Below are 18036 nucleotides of genomic sequence, written 5' to 3' on the forward strand. Positions count from 1 at the left end.
AGAAAGCCCGGCATGCCGGGCTTTCTTGCGGGCGGGCCCATGGGAATCAGGCGCTAGCGAGCCGCAAGACCCTCGAAGCAGGTGCGCACCACCAGGTCAATGATCTCGGCGTCCGAGTATTGGCCGCCTTCCTTGAGAAAGCTCACCACCGGGTCACAGGCCCGCGCATACAACGTGTAGAGCACCACCAGCGGCGGCAGGCCGGGGTTGATCAACCCTTGCGATTGGGCCACGGTGATCCATTCGCCGATCTGGTCGCTCACGGTGACCAAGCCGTCCAGATAGTCCTTGTTGGCCATCAGCACCGCGCGCAGGGTGGAGTTGCGGCTGGGCAGCAGCGGCATTTCGTTCGTCAGCAGTCGCTCCAGCGACCAGCGCACCAGAGCCTGCAGCTTCTCCACAGGCGGCATTTCCACCGGCAGGCTGGCCAGGTAGGTCCTCACCCGCCCCAGGATCTGCACCATGGCGGCGCTGCACAGCTCTTCCTTGCTGCAGAAATGCTTGTACAGGCTGGCCTTGGCAATGCCCACGGCGTTGGCCACGTCGTCCATGGTCATGGCGTCGAAGGCCTTCTCGCCAAGCAGCTGACAGGTCGATCGCAGGATGGCTTCCTCGCGCGCCTGGTGCATCTGCTCCTTGAAGGACGGTTTGGTGGGCTGCGTTTGCATGGCGTCCATTTTATACATCGTGGTAGAAAAATAAATGACCAAGTTGCAATGCAACTACATCGTTCACGGTGATTGTGCGCGGGCAAAGCACCGGTGGCCGGTGCTCTTGCACCAGGGTATGGGCTTGTCGGCATCCGCCCGCCGCCCGTCAGGGCACCAGGGAATGCGCCGCGGCGCCGGTCAGTGCGGCCGTCAATGCGTCAAGCAATTCCGATTCCAGGTTCCAGCAGTGCCAGTAGAGCTGGATCGGCAATGATCGACCGGGCGACACGTTCACCAGGCTTCCATCGGCGATGGCGGGACGCGCCAGCAGCTCGGGGATCACACCGACGGCCCACCCGGCGGCGACGGCACGCAATTGCGCCTCGGAACCCGGTACGAAGAGATGGTTGAGCGCTACCCGCTTCAGGCCATACGCCCTTGCCACGAACTCTGCAGCCATGTCGTCCTTGCGGTTGAAGGACAGGAACGACACGTCGCGAAAGTTGTGGGGCGTGAGTCCTTGGGGCAGATGCTGCTGGGCATAGCGGGCCGAGGCCACCGCCACATAGGGCATGGCGCCCAGCGGCACCATCTTGCACCCACGCAGCGCCTGCTTGAGCGTCGTGACGCAGCCCAGCACCTGGCCCGAGCGCAGCCACTCCTGCGTGAAGTCCTGGTCGTCCACGATGATTTCGAGCGGCAGGCGCTGGCAGACCAGGTCGTGCAGCGCCCCCATGGCCCAGGTGGCAATGCTGTCGGCGTTGATGGCGATGGAGATGCGCTCGTCCTCGCGCGTGCCGCCCGGCGCACTCGGAGCCAGCTCGTGCAGGTCGCGCTCCAGGTCGGCGCGCAAGAGGCGCAGCTGCTTGGTGTGCTTGAGCAGAAGCTGCCCCGCCGACGTCGGCCGCAGCGGCCGGCTGCGCACGATGAGCACCGAGCCCACCTGCGCCTCCAGCGCGCGCAGGCGCTGGGAGACGGCGGACTGCGTGACATTCAGGCGCTGGGCCGCGCGCTCGAAGCCGCCCTCTTCGACGATGGCAGCAAGGCATTCCAGGGCAGCGGGGTCGTAGGTGCTCATGATGTGACGGCGTATGAACAGGGGTGCAGCGCGGACGTTTTATTAGGTCTGCTGATGTTTTTGGAGTAAGTTTAATTTTGCTTTTAGTAGAACGCAATGTGGATCACACTGGATGCGCCTGCCTACAGGGCCAACCCACAGGACAGCCGGGCACGTCAAAGCACACAACACGTTCTCTTATGAAAACCATCATTCTGGGCGCCGGCATCATCGGCATCAGCACCGCCTGGCACCTGCTCGAACGGGGCCACGAGGTCATCGTGGTCGACCGCCAGCCCGATGCCGCGCTGGAGACCAGTTTTGCCAACGCCGCCCAGATCTCGGTGAGCTACTGCGAACCCTGGGCCAACCGCGAAGCCCCGCTCAAGGCGCTCAAGTGGATGTTCGACAACGAGGCACCGCTGCTGTTTCGCCCGCACATGGACTGGCAGCAATGGCGCTGGGGCCTGCAGTTCCTGGCGCAGTGCAACGACGCGGCGTTCGAGCGCAATGTGCAGCAGATCGTGGCCCTGGGCGCTTACAGCCACGCCGCGCTCAAGGATGTGGTGAATGCCACGGGCATCGAATACAACCGCCTGGAGCGCGGCATTGCCCACTTCTACACCGACCAGAAGTCGTTTGACGCCGCAGGCCACGCCGTGGAGCTCATGCGCCGGCACGGCGTGCAGCGCCGCCTCGTCAGCCGCGAGGAGCTGCTGCGGATCGAGCCCGCTTTCAGGGCCTACGGAGACAGGATCACCGGCGGCACCTACACCAGCACCGACGAGAGCGGCGATGCCCGCGTGTTCACGCAGGAGCTGGCCCGCCGCTGCCTGGAGCGCGGCGCACAGTTCCTGTACGGCCACGACGTGCTGCGCCTCAACAAGATCGGCGATGCTATTGATTCCGTAGCTGTCATGGCACGCCAGACAAGCGGTGGCGGCAAAAAAGACTTCCTCCTCAAGGGCGATGCGGTGGTGGTGGCCTGCGGCTCGTACAGTGCCCCGCTGCTGCGCACGGTGGGCGTGGACCTGCCCATCTACCCCGGCAAGGGCTACAGCGCCACCTTCCCCCTGCTCAGGCCCGAAGGCGCGCCCATGGTCTCGACCATCGACGACGGCAAGAAGATCGCCATGAGCCGGCTGGGCAACCACCTGCGCGTGGCGGGCACCATCGAACTCAACGGCTGGGACCTGTCGCTCGACAGCACCCTGGCGCGCGCGCGCTGCCACATGCTGTCGCGCCGCATCGAGACCATCCTGCCCGGCGTGTGCGACACCCGTACGCCCGAGGAAGGCGGCAACCCGCAGTACTGGACGGGCCTGCGCCCCGCCACACCCACCAACATCCCGTTCATCGGCCGCACCCGCGTGGGCAAGCTCTGGGTCAACGCCGGACACGGCACGCTCGGCTGGACGCACGGTGCCGGCTCGGGCAAGGCGCTGGCGGAACTCCTCAGTGGCGAACAGCCCGCGATGAACTTCGGATTCCTGGGCACCGAGGCCGTGCGCGCACCCCGCGCAGTGGTCACCGCCTGAGCCTGGCGTCCCGGCAGGCAGCAAAGGGGGGCGGCTTTCGCTACGATGCCCGCCATGTCTTCAGCACCCCACTACCTCTTTCTCACCACCTCCACCCGCGAGCCAGGCCACACCGGCAACACCGAATGGCTGGCCCGCCAGGCGGCGGCTGCGCTGCCAGAAGGCACCGCGCAAACCTGGCACCACCTGGCCCGCATGAACCTGCCGCCCTTCGTGGACCAACGCCACACCTCTGGCACCTATGCGCCGCCCGAGGGCGACATGAAGACCTTGCTGGATGCCACGCTCGCGGCCACGCACATCGTCTTCGTGGCCCCGGTGTACTGGTACAGCATCCCGTCCCCGCTCAAGACCTATCTGGACCACTGGAGCGCCTGGATGCGCGTGCCGGGCCTGGCGTTCAAGGAGCCCATGGGCGCCAAGACCCTCGCGCTCATCACCACCAGCGGCGACCGGGCCAAGGCACAGCCCATGATCGACTCCGTCGAGCTGTGTGCGAAGTTCCTCGCGATGACCTGGGGCGGCGCGCTCTGGGGCAAGGGCGGCCCCCCGGGCGCGGTGCCGTCGGACGCACAGGCCGTGGCCGCAGCCGCCACGTTCCTGGCCGCGGCCTGAGCGAGGCTTTGGTGGCTCTCACGCTGCTGATGCTCCCGCCGTCAGGGCTGGCCCTTCAGCCTGCGGCGCAGCGGGTGTTCGACGCGCTGGGCGCGCGCGGCCTCCGTTTTGTCGAACGGCACGGCGCTAACCAGAGCTACGACTTCTACTGGCAGGCGCACTGCGGCGCCGGCCTGGGGCAGGCCACGTGCCGCGTGCGTGGCGATCTGTGGGAGCCCGATCAGCCGCAGAACAGCATCCACGTCGAACTGGAGGAGCATGCAGGCGCTGCCAATGCACTCGCAACGTTGCAGCAGCAACTGCTGGCCCGGGGCTGGCGCCTCCCGTCCGCGCCCTAGAGATCGTCTGCAGAAATCATAGCGCCGTGTGCATCTGCGGACTCGGGTGGTCTGCCGCGTTGCCAATACTCGCAATAGCTGCGGCCATTGCTGCGTTTTGCGCCTTGCAGCCCCTCCCGATCCGCAGCGCACCCTGGGCAACTCGATTCGTGCAGAGGATCCCTAGGCAGAACCGGCCACCCGGCGCACCCACGCACCGCCCCGCTGGGCCAGGATGCCCAGCCATTCGTGCAGAGCCAGGCTGCTGTCCGCCAGGGCCGATGCGCGCGGCAGCACGCGCTGAAGCCGATGCGGCGACAGGTAGCTGAAGCCCATCGGCGCAGGAATCACCTCCAGCCCCTGGCGCCGGAACAGGTCGGCCGCGCGCTCCATGTGCCAGCCGTGGGTCACCAGCGCCACACGCTCGATGCCCGCCGCCTTGAGCACGGGCGCGGAATTGGCCGCATTGCCTTGCGTGTCGAGCGAATGCACCTCGGTCCAGCGCACCCGGCCGCGCAACTCATGCTCCGCCACGTCCTTCATGACCAGCGCCTCGGCCCGCGTCCCGCCGAACGACCCGCCCGTTGCGAGCAAGGGCAGCCCGGTCTGCTGCTGAAGCGCCACGGCGTAGCGCAGGCGCTCGCGCGCTCCGCGGCCGAGCACATCGCTGCCGCTGTCCGGCGCGGTGGCATCGGCACCGCCGCCCAACACCACGATGGCCTGGGCGCGCGCCAGATCCTCCAGCGCGACAGGCGGATGCCGCTCCAGGCTGCGCACCAGGGCTGCCGACACCGGCGGCCAGGACAGCACCAGCACGGACAGCAGCGACAGCACCGCGATCAACAGGCCGGCGCGGCGGTGGCGGCGTGCAATCCACAGACCCACGAACGCCAGCAGGATGCTGAGCACGGGCGGCATCAGCACGGCAGACAGGATTTTCTTGAGAAGGAACCACATAGATAGGGAGGCAGCGATCATGCCCGCGCAACCCCTTGCACGCGGCAGGGGCGGGGAGGTCAGTGGGCGCGGGTCAATGCAGCACGCGCGGGCGCACCAGGAAATCCAGCAGCGCGCCGTCGAAACCCTCCGGATCTTCGAGCTGCGGCCAATGGCCCACATGCGGCAGGCTCAGGTGCATGGCGTCGGGCAGCACATGGGCCAGCGCCTGCAATGCCTCGGGCGGGATGCAGCGGTCATTGCCACCGCCCACCAGCAAGGTGGGCAGATGCAGTTGCTTCAGCGCGGCAGCGCCCCGGTCGAACGTGGCCAGCGCCTCCAGCGCACGCCGATAGGCCCCCGGGTAGACCTGCGAAAGCGCGTGGGTGGCCAGGCGCACACCCTCTGGCACGGCACCTGTGCCGATGAACTGAGGCACCAGGGTTTGCGCCAGCTGCTCCATGCCGGCGCCCGACTCCAGGGATTTGAGTGCACGCAGGCGCGGCGCCACCCAGTCCTCCTGCGACTGAGCGTCCAGGGCGGGCCCGCCGGCGCACAGCACCAGGCGCCGCACCATCGCCGGCTTGCGCACCGCAGCCTCCAGGGCCACCATGGCGCCCATGCCGTGCCCTACGAGCGACACCGGCCCGCATTGCAGTACCTCGATGAGCGACAGGCAGCTTTCCGCCAGGCCCTTGAAGGTATAGGGCTCGATCGGCGCGCTGCGTCCATACCCGGGCATGTCCCAGGCCACGGCGCGGTAGCCGGCGGTAGCCAGCCTCTCCACCTGCGGAGCGAAGGTCAGATGGTCGCCATCGGCGTCGTGCAGCATCAGCACGGTAGGCCCTGAGCCCAGGGTGGTAAAGGTGGGGAGAACAGCCATGCGGTCGGGGTCCAGACAGGAAGAAGGCAGCAGCCAAGGGCGCCAGGAAGATGCCGCGCCGATGGCGGAGTTCCCCCGATTATCGGCACTCGGCCCCGGCAGGCCCCGCTGCCCCCTGCCTGCGCCAGCGAGGCCCTCGCGACGACACGGTTACGGGGAGCGTTTCATAATGCCTGCTCCCGCCCTCGCACCCTTGCGCGCAGCCCGCGCTCCTGCTGTTGTGAACCTGCCCTTGCCCCGCCCCGCCCTCGCCCGCCCGCCCAGCTTTTCCACCCGCGAATTCCGCGATGCGCTGGGCATGTTCGCCACGGGCGTCACCATCGTCACTGCGCGCAATGACGACGGGGCGCTGGTGGGGCTGACCGCGAGTTCGTTCAACTCCGTCTCGCTGGACCCGCCGCTGGTGCTCTGGAGCCTGTCGCGCGCCGCGGCTTCCCTGCCCGCCTTCGCCAATGGGTCGCACTACGCCATCAACGTCCTGGCCGCCGACCAGAAGGCACTGGCCGAGCGCTTTGCCGCACGCGGCGTGGACCGCTGGAGCGGCGTGGAGCACAGCCCTGGCATCAGCCACGCACCGGTGCTCGCGGGCGCCGCAGCGACCTTCGAGTGCTTCAACCGCAGCCGCTACGAAGAAGGCGACCACGTGATCTTCGTGGGCGAGGTCGAGCGCTGCAGCCACCGCGCCGGCGTGCCGCCGCTGCTCTACCACGGCGGGCGGTTCTACACGGAGCACCCGCTGTAGCGCCGCACGCTGCGGCGCACCCTCTGCCGCGGCCCATCCCGCCCCGTTTTCCCTCATATGCACATCCGCAGCATCAACATCGGCTCCGCGCGGCGCTTGCGCGTGGGCGAACGCTCGCTGCTCACCGGCATCGGCAAGGTGCACGTGAACCAAGTCGTGCCCGTGGGGCGCCTGGGCCTTCAGGGCGACGAGCAGGTGGACCTGAGCATCCACGGTGGCCTGCAGAAAGCCGTCTACGCCTACCCCGCCGCGCACTACGCCTTTTGGCAAGCCAGGCGCCGCGAACACGGCGTGAGCCTGTTCGATGAAGCGCTGCCGCCGGGTTTCGTGGGCGAGAACCTCACTGTGGACGGCCCGCTGGAGCACGAGATATTCGTGGGAGACGAACTGCATTTCCCCGACTGCGTGCTGCGCGTGACGTCACCCCGCGAGCCCTGCCACAAGTTCAATGCCGTGATGGGTTTCGCCCAGGCCGGGCGCGCCATGGCGATCGCCGGCTGCTGCGGGTACTACCTGGCGGTGGACCGGCCCGGCACGCTCGCCGCCGGCCAGGTCGCCACGCTGGTGCCCGGGCAGCGCGGACTGAGCATTGCGCAGGCGTTCGCGGCCAAGTTCGCCAAGCACCTCCGCTGAGGGGTGCTCTGGCCGGCGGGCCGCCAGCGCCCTGCGCGCGTGAGCAATCAGCCCTGCCCCAGCGGCTGCGCTTCAGGCTCGACCAGCTTGCGCGCCTGCGCCTGCAACTGCGGGAACACCTTGCCCACCAGCAGCAGTTGCGCCGCCATCAGGCTATGGGACGATGCATGTGCAAGCTGCGGCTGCGGCGCACCGCCGAACTCGCGCAGCACCTGCTGGACCGCCGGGGCGGCCACGGCCACGGCCGCGCGGCGCCGCCGCATGCCCCGCTGTTGTTGTTGCTGCTGCGCACGCTCAAGCTCCTGCGCCAGCTCCTGAAGTGACGCCAGCAGCGAACCCGCCATGGCCTGCGCGGCGTCATCCACCGGCTGCACGCCTTGCGCGCCCCGCTGGGCCCCCAGTGCCGACAGGTAGTTGAGCTGCGTGTGCGACAGGCGCAGGAAGCTGGCCATCACCTGCACATTGCCGCGCACCCCGCGCGGCTCCTTGAGCATGGCGCTGTACGAGTTGGACAGCGCTGCGTCCGCGTTGTGGGCATTGCGCCGGGCCAGGCGGTAGGCAAGGTGGTCGCGCTTGCCGCTGGCGTACTGCGCCAGGATGGCGCGCAGGTACAGCGCCTGGGTCTGCAGCACCTGTGCCGCCAATTGCGGCCACTGGCGCGACTGCCAGTGGGGCCACACCAGCCATGAGGCAGCGGCCGCGATCAGGCAGCCCACGGCCGTATCGAGCAGGCGGGCGGCAATCACGCCCTGCGCGTTGCCCATCTGCTGGAAGCTCAGCAACAGCAGCATGGTGACCGCTGCGGTGGCCAGCGTGTAACGGGTGTGGCGGGCGCCGAAGAACACGGCGCCCGCAAACACCAGCAAGGCCGCCTGGACCAGCGCGCCGGGAAAGAGCTGTATTGCGGCCCAGCCCAGCGCCAGACCCATGGCGGTGCCCTTGGCGCGCTGCAGCAGCCGGGTCTGGGTGGCCGCGTACTGCGGCTGGCTCACGAACACGATGGTCAGCAGGATCCAGTAGCCGTGCGGGTCGGCCGTGGCCTGCATCACCGCAAATCCGACGGCCAGAGACAAGCTCAGGCGCACGCTGTGCCGCAGCCACGCAGAACGGGCACTGAGCTGCGCACGCAGCCGCGACCAGGCATCACCCAGACTGCGGGGCTCGCGGTCCAACAGAGTGTGGTCCACGGCGCCGTCGTCCTGGGAAGCAGTCGGCAGTTCAAGCGCACCCGCGAACACCCCGGCCATCGCCGTGAGGTTGTGTCCGAGTGCATGCAATGAACGCAAAGGGCGAAGCATGGCGGGCGGCGCGGTATCGCGAGAGTCGCCAGCTCCATCGCAAGTGCCTGCAGCACCCGCGCCGTCCTGGTGGGCAATGGCTGCCTGCATGTCTTCGATGGCGCGGCCGGTCGCGCCCCAGTGCTGCGGCCGCGATTGCTCCTGTATCGCCACCGACAGCTTGAGCGCCTGCTCGCCCAGCAGCGTGAGCACGCGCTGGCAGCGGTACAGCACGTCGCTGTGAAAGAACGCCTGGGCCAGTAGGTCGTAGTGCTCATGCGAAGAACTCACGCGTTCGTGCACGTCCTGAGCGGCCAGATACTGGTGCATGGCGGTCTGCAGCCACGGGGGCGGCGTGCCGCGTCCCATGCGGCTCATGAGGCTCTCCTTGGCAGCGTTGAGCGCATCGACCACCCGGCCGTTGTGCAGGGCCAGCGCCATGCGGCTGCGCTCCAGGTCGACGTCGCGCACGGGCTCGAGCAGCAGCGCCTTCAGGCGCAGGTACTCGCCCAGCACCGCGTAGAGCTTGGCCATCCTGAAACGCACCGGCGCGCGGGGCATGGCCAGGCTCCAGCCCACCGACACCGCACCGTACCACGCGGCCCCGGCCAGCATCAGAGGCGTGGCGTGCTCTGCCGCCGCGCGGCTCGCATGGGCTGCCAGCGCCGCATAGATGAACAGGATGAGCGAACCGAAAGCGATGGCGCGGTAGCGTTCGCTGAGCGCCCCCAGCAGCGTGAGCGCCCAGGCCGACAGCACCATTGCGCCCAGCAGCGCCCACGGCCACGACACCGTGGCCCACACGGCCAGCGCCATCAGGCCGAAACAGCCCAGCGCCAGCAGCTGTGCGCGCAACCGCCCCCGCCAGCTGTCATCGGTTTCGGTGAGGGCGCTGGCGATCACGCCCAGCAGCACCGGCATCAGCTCGGCCTGCCAATCGGCCCACCAGCCCCAGGCCAGCACCGCCGCCAAGGCACAGAACGCGCGCGCACCGCGCGTGACACCTTCATGGTTGCGGGCGCGCTGCCAGCTGAGTTTCCAGGATTCGTCCAAGGGAATGCCTCATATCAGGGATTACCCTGATGTTAAGCAATATCCCGGCCATGGCCCTGCGGGCGAAGGCGACGCGTTCAGCCCGCCCCGTGGCAACACACGCACAGCTTGTTGCCGTCCGGGTCACGGAAATACGCCCCGTAATAGTTCGCGTGGTATTGAGGACGCAGGCCCGGCGGCCCGTCGCAGGTGCCGCCATGGCGCAGCGCCAGCGCGTGGACTGCGTCCACTGCGGCCCGGTCGGCGGCCAGCAGCGCGTTCATGGCACCGTTGCCGGGTTGGGCAGGCTGTTCGTCGAAAGGCCGGCCAATGAGGAACAACGGGCGCGCCACTCCCGGCGTCTGCCAGCCGGCCCAGGGCCGTTCAGGCTCGGCAAAACGCAGCGCCAGGCCCAGGCGCTCCAGCACCGGGCTGTAGAACGCCATGGCGCGCTCGAAATCGTTCACGCCGATGAACACATGGGACAGCATGCGTCGAGACCTTTCCGAAATTGATGGCCTCGCGCGCAATCCATGCAACCGGCGCGACCAAAGCCAGCGCCCCGCGCAAGGGCCTCCCAGCCGTGGATATGGCGTTTTCCTTGAGTGCGCTGGGGGAAGGCGCGAAGGGACCCAGGGGGTGTTTACCTCACCGTATCCGGCAGCTCGATCTTGACTTCCAGCACTTCCAGGTTGTCCTGGCGTTCCAGGTGCACCTTGAGGTCTTCGGGGTTGATCTTCACGTACTTGGAGATCACGGCCACCAGCTCGCGCTGCAGCGCGGGCAGGTAGTCCGGCTCGGAGGCATTGCGGCCGTTGCGCTCATGCGCGAGGATGATCTGCAGGCGCTCCTTGGCGACGCTGGCCGTCTTCTTCTTTTCGCCGAGCAGAAAGGACAGGAAAGAAGCCATGGCTTATTTGCTCCCGAACAGGCGTTTGAAGAAGCCGGGCTTTTCAGCCTCGATGAAGCGCAGCGGCTTGTCGGTGGCGCCCAGGAAGCGGTCAATCACGTCCTTGTAGGCCTCGGACACATCGGTGCCCTGCGCGTGGATGGCCGGCGTGCCCTGGTTGGACGACTGCAGCACCACTTCGGACTCCGGGATCACGCCGATGAGCTTGATGCGCAGGATGTCCTGGATGTCTTCCAGGCTCAGCATCTGGCCGTCTTCGACGCGGCTCGGGTTGTACCGGGTGATGAGCAGGTGCTCCTTGATGGGTTCGCCGCCGTCGATGGCACGTTGGGTCTTGCTGCCCAGCATGCCCAGGATGCGGTCGGAGTCGCGCACCGAGGACACCTCGGGGTTGGTCACCAGCAGCGCCTCGTCGGCGAAGTGCATGGCCATGAGCGCGCCGCTCTCGATGCCGGCGGGCGAATCGCAGATGATGTACTCGAAGTCCATCGCGGCCAGGTCCTTGAGCACCTTCTCGACACCATCTTGGGTCAGCGCATCCTTGTCGCGCGTCTGGCTGGCGGCCAGCACGAACAGGTTGTCGCACTGCTTGTCCTTGATGAGCGCCTGGTTCAGGTTGGCCTCGCCCTGGATCACGTTGATGAGGTCATACACCACGCGGCGCTCGCAGCCCATGATCAGGTCCAGGTTGCGCAGGCCGACGTCAAAGTCGATCACGGCGGTCTTGTGGCCGCGCAGGGCGAGGCCGGATGCAAAGCTGGCACTGGTGGTGGTCTTGCCCACACCACCCTTGCCGGAAGTCACGACGACGATTTTGGCCATGGGTTTATTGAGTCTCTCTGGGGTTGATACGTACAGGGTTTCGCAGCGGCTCGATGAGGAGCTTTTCGCCTTCCAGGCGCACCTGGGCGGGACGGCCGGCGACCTCGTCGGGCAGCGCGGTCTCTGTGGTGCGGTAGATGCCTGCGATGGACACCAGCTGCGGCTCCATGCAGGTGGAAAAGATGCGGGCTTCGGTGTTGCCCCGCGCTCCGGCGATGGCGCGGCCACGCAGCGGTGCGTAGACGTGGATGTTGCCGTCGGCAATGACCTCGGCGCCAAAGCTCACCACGGCCATCACCACCAGGTCTGCGCCGCGGGCATACACCTGCTGGCCCGAGCGCAGGGGCTTGTCGATGACCACGGTACCGGGGCCCGCCACAGGCACTTCGACCTGCACCTCGCGCACCACCTCGACCTCGCGGATCACCTCGCGCACTTCGGGGCCGGCCACCGCAGCGGGCTCGGCGCGCACCGGGGCGGCATCGGGCGCGGCGGCCAGGCCGGCGGCGCGTGCAGACTCCATCTGGGCGGCGCTGCCGCCGCGCACGGCCACGGGCAGCGTGCTGTGGCTGCGCAAGGTGGCGACAAGCGCGGCGAAATCGATGGGGTCCTCGGCGTCCTTGACGGCAGCCAGATCGATCAGCACCGGGTCATGGTCGAAGAAGCCCGGTGCGTCGGCCACGCGGTCGGCCAGGTCGGCCGCGAACTGCGCGGCGTCGGTGGTCTTGAGCACCACGGCCACCACGGGCAGCGAGGCGCTTTTGAGATCAAAGCTGGTGCGGGACTGGGCCGCCGTCGTAAGGGCCATGAATGGACGTCGTGGAAAGGGGCGCGGGAACCTGTTGGGGAAGGCGCAAAGTGTACCGTGGGGCCATGCCAGCCCTGCCGCAAGGGGTTGGCGGCACGCACTGGCCCGCTCAAGACGATCATCCTGCAGGCCACCGGCCGGCGGCCACCGCCTGCGCCACGAGGACGAAAAAAGCCGGGCAAGCCCGGCTTTGTGCAGTGGCGGACAGAGCGTGCTCAGTTGCGGTCAGCGCGTGCTGGGCGGGCAGGCGCCGGGGCCATGCCGGAGCCCGACGAACTGGCGGCGTTGCCCGAACCCATGGTCGCGCCCGAAGAGCCGCTCATGCCCGCGCCTGCAGCGCCAGTGCCACCGGTAGCGCCCTGGGTGCCCGTGCTGCCCATGGGCGTGTTCTGCGAGCTCTGCTGGCCGGCGCCCGTGGCGGGGTTGGGGCTGGCGGGGGCCGGCGGGTTGCTTTGGGCGATGGCGGTACCCACCACGGCAACGGTGGCCAAACCTGCGAGCAATGCCTTGAGCGAATTCTTGGATGTGGACATGAGGGGACTCCTTGGATCTGTGGATGATGGAAATGGCCAGCACTGTCGCCAGCTGCGTTCAGGCTAAGAGGTCCTGGTGCGCGCAGCGTCATCCCCGGTCCGCAGCCTGTGTCGGACAGGGGCCTGCACGCAGCACCCGCTGTCCATCGCCCCCGTTCACCGGCGCGCGGGCGCTGCGCTGCCCGGCACCTCGTACGCGCCAAAAAGGTCGGCAGCCGGTCGCGTCTCGGGCAGCACGTACACCACTGCGCCGGTGCTGCGCACCGCAGGGCTCAGCACCTTCTCGTAGAAAGCCACCGGCAGATTGATGCAGCCGTAGGAAATGCGGTTGTCCTTGGGCGTGCTCGACGCCAGCCGTTCGAGCCGCCGCTCGGACTTCACGTTGGCACGCACGCGGTGCATGGACACCGCCGCGTCGTAGTCCACCCACACCACGTCTTCACCGCTGACGTTGGTGCCGGGCTCGGCCACGAAACGGCCTGCCGGCGTGGTGCGCTCGGCCGGCAGCACCTGGGCGATGGGCTTGTCGCCGATGCCGGGCACCGTGTGGTCGCCGATGGCTGACCCCATGAGCGCGGGCGTCGCACCCTGCAGCTGGCCGTCAGGGCTGAAGACATAGACCTTCGCGTCTTTCTTGTCGACCACGACCACGGCAAGCTGGCGATGGTCGCCCGAATGGAACGCCCAGCGGGCGATGCGCCGTGCGTCGGCCGAGGCGGTTTCGCGGCCGAAATGCGCGAGGCTCGGCGGTGCCTGAGTCGGCTGCTGCAGCGCAAACGTGCGCGGTGCCGGGCCGGGGGGTGCAGGCGGCGCGGACGGCTGCCCTTGCGCCGGCCCCCACGCCAGCGCCAGCACGGCCCCGCCGAGCAGCAGGCCTTGTTGCAGGGTTCGAAGGGCGGTACGACAGGGTGGCATGGGCGACGCAAACATTGGGCGGTGGCAGGGCACCACCGTGGACCTTCACCATATCCACACCCGTCCTCCTCGGGGCGTGCGCCAATGCCGCAGCGCGTGTAGGACGAGCACTGCGGTCATGATGACCTGCGGCACGAGGATGCACGCTGGCACGGGCGCGTCACGGCCCTTGCGCAGCCCCTTCCATAATCGCCCGATGCCCTCCACCCGCAAAACACACATCGACTCTCTGGCCATTGCCATCCTGCTGGCCTGCTGCATGTTCTGGGGCTTTCAGCAGGTGCTGGTCAAAGCCACCGTGGCCGAGGTGGCGCCCGTGTTCCAGGCCTTTGTGCGCTTTGCGCTGGCCACCCTGGCGGTGGTGGCCTGGTGCTTGTGGCGCGGCGTGCGCCTGTCCGCGGCGGCCGAGCCCGCCGGGGCGGCGCGCGCGGGGCTGCTGGCCGGCGCGCTGTTCGCGGGGGAGTTTGCGTGCATCTACCTGGGCCTGCAGTACACCAGCGCCTCGCGGCTGACGGTGTTCCTGTACGCATCGCCCTTCTGGGTGGCGCTGCTGCTGCCGCGCTTCATTCCTGGCGAGCGCCTGCAGGGCTGGCAATGGCTGGGCCTGGCGGCGGCGTTCATCGGCGTCGGGCTGGCATTGGGCGATGGGCTGATGGGCCCCGCCAACGCGGCCTTGCCCCGCGCCTGGCTGGGCGACCTGCTGGGTTTGGCCGCGGGCCTGATGTGGGCCCTGACCACGGTGGTCATCCGCACCACGCCCCTGGCCGCCGTGCCACCTGCCAAACAGCTGCTCTACCAGGTGGGTGTGAGCACGGCGGTGCTGCCGGTGATCTCGCTGGTGCTGGGGGAGCCCTGGGTCTGGCAGTTCAGCGCCTTTGCCTGGGGGTCGCTGCTGGCGCAGGCGCTGGTGGGGGCGTTTGCCAGCTACCTGGCCTGGATGTGGATGCTGGCGCACTACCCGGCGACCAAGATCTCGGTGTTCGTGTTCCTGACACCCGTGTTCGCGCTGCTGTTCGGCGCGCTGTGGCTGGGTGAACCCGTGACGCCGGGGCTGGTGGTGGCACTGGTGCTGGTGGCCGCGGGCATCGTGCTGGTCAACCGCAAGCCCAATACCACCTGATGCTGGTCTAGCCCCGAAGACCCAGGTACAGGTGGGCTGCTAGTGAAGATACCGCGAAAGCAACACCCAGCCACAAAACAAGCCACCGGAAGGACTCGTACTCCCTCGCGTTGGCATCCTGAAGCATGTTTTGCACTGCCCTCGATGCCAAAGCGAGAACACCACAAGCCAGGGCGCCCAGCATGAGCAACAGTGGGCCACCACTCAGCACGGCCAATGTGCGGCCTCGGCCCGAAGTAATTTTCAGGCTCCCGGTGCTGGCGGCCACCACCGCCACGCACGCCAGCGCGATGGCCCACCGAACGCTGGGCGCATGGGCCTTGGGGGCCGGGCCGGCCCGTTGCACGTGTCTTTGGCGAGCAGGCCTCACGTCAGAGTTTGGGGATGCGGATGCGGCTGATCATCAGCGAGCCCGACACCGCGAAGATCAGCACCAGCGGGTGCAGCGTGAAGCCGCCGATCAGCATCTTGCCGAACCACAGGTTCTCGCGCACCGCGCCCAGCCATGCGGCCAGGGCCATCAGGGCGACCAGCACGATGGAGGTGGGGATCGGTGTGCCTTCAAAGTACTTCACCTTGCCCGTGCCTTCGGACAGCGTCTCGGCCGTGACGTTGTAGCGCGCCAGGCGCGACACGCCGCAGGCCACGAAGTACGCCAGCACGATGCGGTCGAACAAACCCTGCATGCCGCAGGCATACGCGATGATGGCGGGCGCCACGCCGAACGAGATCACGTCGGCCAGAGAATCGAGCTCGCGGCCCATGGCCGAGCTCTTCTGGCGCCAGCGTGCGATGCGGCCGTCCAGCACGTCGAAGATGAGCGCGGCCAGCACCAGCGCGGCGGCGAAGTACACGTGGACGACGTCGCCGGTCTCCAGGTACGTCATGGACGAGAACAGCGCGCCCACGCCACAGACAGCGTTGCCCAGGGTGAACCAGTCGGCCAGGTGGAATTCGCGGATCATCGAGAAACGCTTGGGATGTTGAGGTGTGTTCATGTCGAGGTCTCCGGTCGCGCCATGGCGGGCAAGAACGCGGTGCTTGCAGCGTTCTCAGGACGCCGCATTATGAGCGGCTGTGCGCGGCGTTTTCTGTAGGCACAACGCCCGCCCGGCAGAGGGCAGACCCTGCCGCAGGTGCATGGCGCGGCATGGGTCCCCCTGGGAATGCCCCGAAGGTCCCCCGGGGGACGCCCCGAGATTGTCAGGACGGCCCGCCGGCCCAACAATGCCTGATCCGTCCACCGCCGACCCCATGACCTCCACCTCCGCTGCCCCGTCCCTCGTATCCGCACCGTCCCTGAACCCGCCTTTCGCCCGGGTGGCGAGCATCCGCAGCCTGGCCGACGTCGAGCGCCTGGAAGCCCGGCCCCTGGCCGAAGCGCTGCCGGTGCAAAGCACCTACGAAATTTTCCGCAATGCGGCCCACGCGTTCGGCGACAAGACCGCGCTGACCTTTCTGCCCACCGCCAACCCGCTCGACGCGCCATTGCGCTGGTCGTTCAACGACCTTCTGGCGGGCATCCACCAGACCGCCAATCTGCTGCACTCGCTGGGCGTGGGGCCGGGCGACGCGGTGGCCGTGCTGCTGCCCGGCTGCCTGGAATACCACCTGGCCCTGTGGGGTGGCGAGGCGGCGGGCATTGTGCAGCCGCTCAACCCCATGCTCACCGACGAGAAGATCGCCGCCATGATGACCCTGGCGCGTGCCAAGGTGCTGATCGCGTGGGGCGACGAGGCCACCGAAGGCGATGCGGGCCTGTGGGCCAAGGCCCTGCGCCTGCGCGGCCAGGTGCCGACGCTGACCACCGTGCTGCGCGTGGCGCCGCATGATGAGGTACAGAACGCAGCCCCTGCGCTGCCCCAGGGCGTGGTGGACATCGCGGCCCGCACCGCGCATCCTGCAGACCACCTGGTGAGCGGGCGGCGCATTGCGGCCACCGACATCGCCGCGTACTTTCACACCGGAGGCACCACGGGTGCACCCAAGCTGGCGCGCCACAGCCACGGCGCGCAGGTGTTCACCGCCTGGGGCAGCGTGCAGATGCAGGGCATCACGCCGGGCGACGTGGGCATCAACGGCTACCCGCTGTTCCATGTGGCGGGCGTCCTGCCGGGCTCCCTGGCCGCGCTGTCGGCGGGGGTGGAGACCATCATCCCCACCACCGGCCTGTTCCGCAATCGCGAGGTCATCGCCAACTACTGGCGCCTGGCCGAGCGCTACCGCTGCACCTACCTCTCGGCCGTGCCCACGGTGCTGGCGGCGCTGGCCAACGTGCCGCTGGATGGCGCCGACATCCGCTCGCTGCGCTACTGCCGCACGGGCGCGGCCATCCTGGCGCCCGAACTGGCGGCGCGCTTCGAGCGGCTGTTCGGCCTGCATGTGCACGAAAGCCTGGGCATGACGGAGATGGCGGGCATCTCCACCATCACGCCGCCGGGCGTGGATGCCCCCGCAGGCTGCGTGGGTTGGCGGCTTCCGTACACGCAGCTGCGCATCGTGGCGCTCGATGCGCACGGCAATGCGTCGGACCAGGACATGCCGCCCGGCGAGCCCGGCATGGTGCTGTTCAAGTCGCCCAACCTGTTCTCGGGCTTTCTCGATGCGGCCGACACGGCCCGCGCCTTCACGCACGACGGCTGGCTGGCCACGGGCGACCTGGGCTTTGTGGATGGCGAAGGGCGGCTGCACCTGAGCGGCCGCTCCAAGGACCTCATCATCCGCAGCGGCCACAACATCGACCCCAAGGTGATCGAGGACGCCCTGGGCGCGCACCCCGCCGTGCAGCTGTGCGCCGCCGTGGGCGCGCCCGACGCCTATGCGGGCGAACTGCCCGTGGCCTACGCCACGCTGGTGCCGGGCGCCGAGGCGACCGAGGCCGAGCTGCTCGCCTTCACCGCCGGGCGCGTGGACGAGGCCGTGGCCCGCCCGCGCTGGGTGCAGGTGCTGGACACCATGCCGGTGACCAACGTCGGCAAGATCTTCAAGCCCGAGCTGCGCCTGCGCGCGGCCTGCCACACGGTGGCGGCCCTGGTGGATGCGGCCTGCGCGGAGCTGGGCGCCGAAGGAGCGCGCGATGTGTGGCCCGACGGGGACAACGCCGTGCGCGTGGTGGTCGCCAGCGAAGGCAGCCCCGGCGCGGCAGAGGCCCTCAAGGCACGTCTGGACGCTGTGCTCGCGCCCCTGCCTGTGCGCACCACGGTGCAGGTGGTGCAGGCCAAGGCCTGATCCGGCCGACCCGCCGGGCT

Annotated in this window: 19 protein-coding genes; 7 read left to right on the forward strand and 12 right to left on the reverse strand. The window is 68.5% G+C overall.

Features of this window, described 5'->3' with window-relative positions:
• Nucleotides 1-53 precede the first annotated feature (53 nt).
• Both KW835_RS15320 and KW835_RS15325 read right to left on the reverse strand, forming a co-directional pair.
• The gene (locus KW835_RS15320) at nucleotides 54-677 is read right to left on the reverse strand and encodes a TetR/AcrR family transcriptional regulator (protein ID WP_218383836.1); all 624 of its coding nucleotides are present in this window, start codon (nucleotides 675-677) and stop codon (nucleotides 54-56) included.
• A gap of 139 nt (nucleotides 678-816) precedes the next feature.
• Entirely contained in the window at nucleotides 817-1728 is a 912-nt protein-coding gene (locus KW835_RS15325; RefSeq protein WP_218383837.1) for a LysR family transcriptional regulator ArgP, read from the reverse strand.
• 179 nt (nucleotides 1729-1907) lie between these two features.
• Between KW835_RS15325 and KW835_RS15330 the strand changes: the two genes are divergently transcribed.
• From KW835_RS15330 to KW835_RS15340, 3 genes are read left to right on the forward strand one after another with little or no spacing between them, the layout of a single operon-like run.
• On the forward strand, nucleotides 1908-3245 hold the full coding sequence (locus KW835_RS15330) for a D-amino acid dehydrogenase (RefSeq protein WP_218383839.1): 1338 nt from the start codon (nucleotides 1908-1910) through the stop codon (nucleotides 3243-3245).
• A 54-nt stretch (nucleotides 3246-3299) separates the two neighbouring features.
• Nucleotides 3300-3860 carry a flavodoxin family protein gene (locus KW835_RS15335; RefSeq protein WP_218383841.1) on the forward strand — a complete coding sequence of 187 codons (561 nt, stop codon included), beginning with the start codon at nucleotides 3300-3302 and terminating at the stop codon, nucleotides 3858-3860.
• An 11-nt stretch (nucleotides 3861-3871) separates the two neighbouring features.
• On the forward strand, nucleotides 3872-4198 hold the full coding sequence (locus KW835_RS15340; RefSeq protein ID WP_218383843.1) for a hypothetical protein: 327 nt from the start codon (nucleotides 3872-3874) through the stop codon (nucleotides 4196-4198).
• A 162-nt stretch (nucleotides 4199-4360) separates the two neighbouring features.
• On the opposite strand, the gene KW835_RS15345 is transcribed toward KW835_RS15340, so the two are convergent.
• A complete protein-coding gene (locus tag KW835_RS15345) occupies nucleotides 4361-5134 on the reverse strand; it encodes a YdcF family protein (protein ID WP_218383845.1) in 774 nt (257 codons plus the stop codon).
• Between the two features lie 73 nt (nucleotides 5135-5207).
• Complete coding sequence (locus tag KW835_RS15350) at nucleotides 5208-5996, reverse strand: alpha/beta fold hydrolase (RefSeq protein WP_218383847.1); 789 nt, start codon at nucleotides 5994-5996, stop codon at nucleotides 5208-5210.
• A 220-nt stretch (nucleotides 5997-6216) separates the two neighbouring features.
• Between KW835_RS15350 and KW835_RS15355 the strand changes: the two genes are divergently transcribed.
• Nucleotides 6217-6738, forward strand: coding sequence for a flavin reductase family protein (locus tag KW835_RS15355; protein ID WP_339385568.1), 522 nt, complete (start codon nucleotides 6217-6219; stop codon nucleotides 6736-6738).
• Nucleotides 6739-6795: 57 nt separating this feature from the next.
• On the forward strand, nucleotides 6796-7371 hold the full coding sequence (locus KW835_RS15360; RefSeq protein WP_218383850.1) for an MOSC domain-containing protein: 576 nt from the start codon (nucleotides 6796-6798) through the stop codon (nucleotides 7369-7371).
• 47 nt (nucleotides 7372-7418) lie between these two features.
• Here KW835_RS15360 and yccS read toward each other — a convergent pair whose 3' ends face one another.
• The 7 genes from yccS to KW835_RS15395 form a co-directional block, all read right to left on the reverse strand.
• Nucleotides 7419-9701, reverse strand: a complete 2283-nt coding sequence (yccS, locus tag KW835_RS15365; protein WP_218383852.1) for a YccS family putative transporter — start codon at nucleotides 9699-9701, stop codon at nucleotides 7419-7421.
• Nucleotides 9702-9778: 77 nt separating this feature from the next.
• Complete coding sequence (locus KW835_RS15370) at nucleotides 9779-10171, reverse strand: VOC family protein (protein WP_218383854.1); 393 nt, start codon at nucleotides 10169-10171, stop codon at nucleotides 9779-9781.
• 152 nt (nucleotides 10172-10323) lie between these two features.
• Complete coding sequence (gene minE / locus KW835_RS15375) at nucleotides 10324-10590, reverse strand: cell division topological specificity factor MinE (RefSeq protein ID WP_056163087.1); 267 nt, start codon at nucleotides 10588-10590, stop codon at nucleotides 10324-10326.
• Nucleotides 10591-10593: 3 nt separating this feature from the next.
• The gene (gene minD, locus KW835_RS15380; RefSeq protein WP_218383855.1) at nucleotides 10594-11412 is read right to left on the reverse strand and encodes a septum site-determining protein MinD; all 819 of its coding nucleotides are present in this window, start codon (nucleotides 11410-11412) and stop codon (nucleotides 10594-10596) included.
• A 4-nt stretch (nucleotides 11413-11416) separates the two neighbouring features.
• A complete protein-coding gene (minC, locus tag KW835_RS15385; protein WP_218383856.1) occupies nucleotides 11417-12220 on the reverse strand; it encodes a septum site-determining protein MinC in 804 nt (267 codons plus the stop codon).
• Nucleotides 12221-12435: 215 nt separating this feature from the next.
• Nucleotides 12436-12753 carry a proteophosphoglycan ppg4 gene (locus tag KW835_RS15390; RefSeq protein WP_218383857.1) on the reverse strand — a complete coding sequence of 106 codons (318 nt, stop codon included), beginning with the start codon at nucleotides 12751-12753 and terminating at the stop codon, nucleotides 12436-12438.
• Nucleotides 12754-12909: 156 nt separating this feature from the next.
• A complete protein-coding gene (locus KW835_RS15395; protein WP_255593567.1) occupies nucleotides 12910-13668 on the reverse strand; it encodes a hypothetical protein in 759 nt (252 codons plus the stop codon).
• A gap of 196 nt (nucleotides 13669-13864) precedes the next feature.
• Here KW835_RS15395 and KW835_RS15400 point away from each other — a divergent pair, with 196 nt between their 5' ends.
• The gene (locus KW835_RS15400) at nucleotides 13865-14788 is read left to right on the forward strand and encodes a DMT family transporter (RefSeq protein ID WP_218383861.1); all 924 of its coding nucleotides are present in this window, start codon (nucleotides 13865-13867) and stop codon (nucleotides 14786-14788) included.
• Nucleotides 14789-15159: 371 nt separating this feature from the next.
• Here KW835_RS15400 and pssA read toward each other — a convergent pair whose 3' ends face one another.
• A complete protein-coding gene (pssA, locus tag KW835_RS15405; RefSeq protein WP_056163067.1) occupies nucleotides 15160-15786 on the reverse strand; it encodes a CDP-diacylglycerol--serine O-phosphatidyltransferase in 627 nt (208 codons plus the stop codon).
• Nucleotides 15787-16042: 256 nt separating this feature from the next.
• Between pssA and KW835_RS15410 the strand changes: the two genes are divergently transcribed.
• Nucleotides 16043-18016 (forward strand): acyl-CoA synthetase, encoded by a 1974-nt coding sequence (locus tag KW835_RS15410; protein WP_255593568.1) that lies wholly within the window; start codon nucleotides 16043-16045, stop codon nucleotides 18014-18016.
• Nucleotides 18017-18036: the final 20 nt, after the last annotated feature.

This window comes from Acidovorax sp. sic0104 (genome assembly GCF_019219095.1).
In the GTDB taxonomy this organism is placed as follows: domain Bacteria; phylum Pseudomonadota; class Gammaproteobacteria; order Burkholderiales; family Burkholderiaceae_C; genus Acidovorax.

Bases quoted from the DNA above. Each gene is read 5' to 3' on its own strand.
- KW835_RS15320 (WP_218383836.1), bottom strand. From the start codon at position 677: ATGGACGCCATGCAAACGCAGCCCACCAAACCGTCCTTCAAGGAGCAG.
- KW835_RS15325 (WP_218383837.1), bottom strand. From the start codon at position 1,728: ATGAGCACCTACGACCCCGCTGCCCTGGAATGCCTTGCTGCCATCGTC.
- KW835_RS15330 (WP_218383839.1), top strand. From the start codon at position 1,908: ATGAAAACCATCATTCTGGGCGCCGGCATCATCGGCATCAGCACCGCC.
- KW835_RS15335 (WP_218383841.1), top strand. From the start codon at position 3,300: ATGTCTTCAGCACCCCACTACCTCTTTCTCACCACCTCCACCCGCGAG.
- KW835_RS15345 (WP_218383845.1), bottom strand. From the start codon at position 5,134: ATGTGGTTCCTTCTCAAGAAAATCCTGTCTGCCGTGCTGATGCCGCCC.
- KW835_RS15350 (WP_218383847.1), bottom strand. From the start codon at position 5,996: ATGGCTGTTCTCCCCACCTTTACCACCCTGGGCTCAGGGCCTACCGTG.
- KW835_RS15360 (WP_218383850.1), top strand. From the start codon at position 6,796: ATGCACATCCGCAGCATCAACATCGGCTCCGCGCGGCGCTTGCGCGTG.
- KW835_RS15370 (WP_218383854.1), bottom strand. From the start codon at position 10,171: ATGCTGTCCCATGTGTTCATCGGCGTGAACGATTTCGAGCGCGCCATG.
- minE (WP_056163087.1), bottom strand. From the start codon at position 10,590: ATGGCTTCTTTCCTGTCCTTTCTGCTCGGCGAAAAGAAGAAGACGGCC.
- minD (WP_218383855.1), bottom strand. From the start codon at position 11,412: ATGGCCAAAATCGTCGTCGTGACTTCCGGCAAGGGTGGTGTGGGCAAG.
- minC (WP_218383856.1), bottom strand. From the start codon at position 12,220: ATGGCCCTTACGACGGCGGCCCAGTCCCGCACCAGCTTTGATCTCAAA.
- KW835_RS15390 (WP_218383857.1), bottom strand. From the start codon at position 12,753: ATGTCCACATCCAAGAATTCGCTCAAGGCATTGCTCGCAGGTTTGGCC.
- KW835_RS15395 (WP_255593567.1), bottom strand. From the start codon at position 13,668: ATGCCACCCTGTCGTACCGCCCTTCGAACCCTGCAACAAGGCCTGCTG.
- KW835_RS15400 (WP_218383861.1), top strand. From the start codon at position 13,865: ATGCCCTCCACCCGCAAAACACACATCGACTCTCTGGCCATTGCCATC.
- pssA (WP_056163067.1), bottom strand. From the start codon at position 15,786: ATGAACACACCTCAACATCCCAAGCGTTTCTCGATGATCCGCGAATTC.
- KW835_RS15410 (WP_255593568.1), top strand. From the start codon at position 16,043: ATGACCTCCACCTCCGCTGCCCCGTCCCTCGTATCCGCACCGTCCCTG.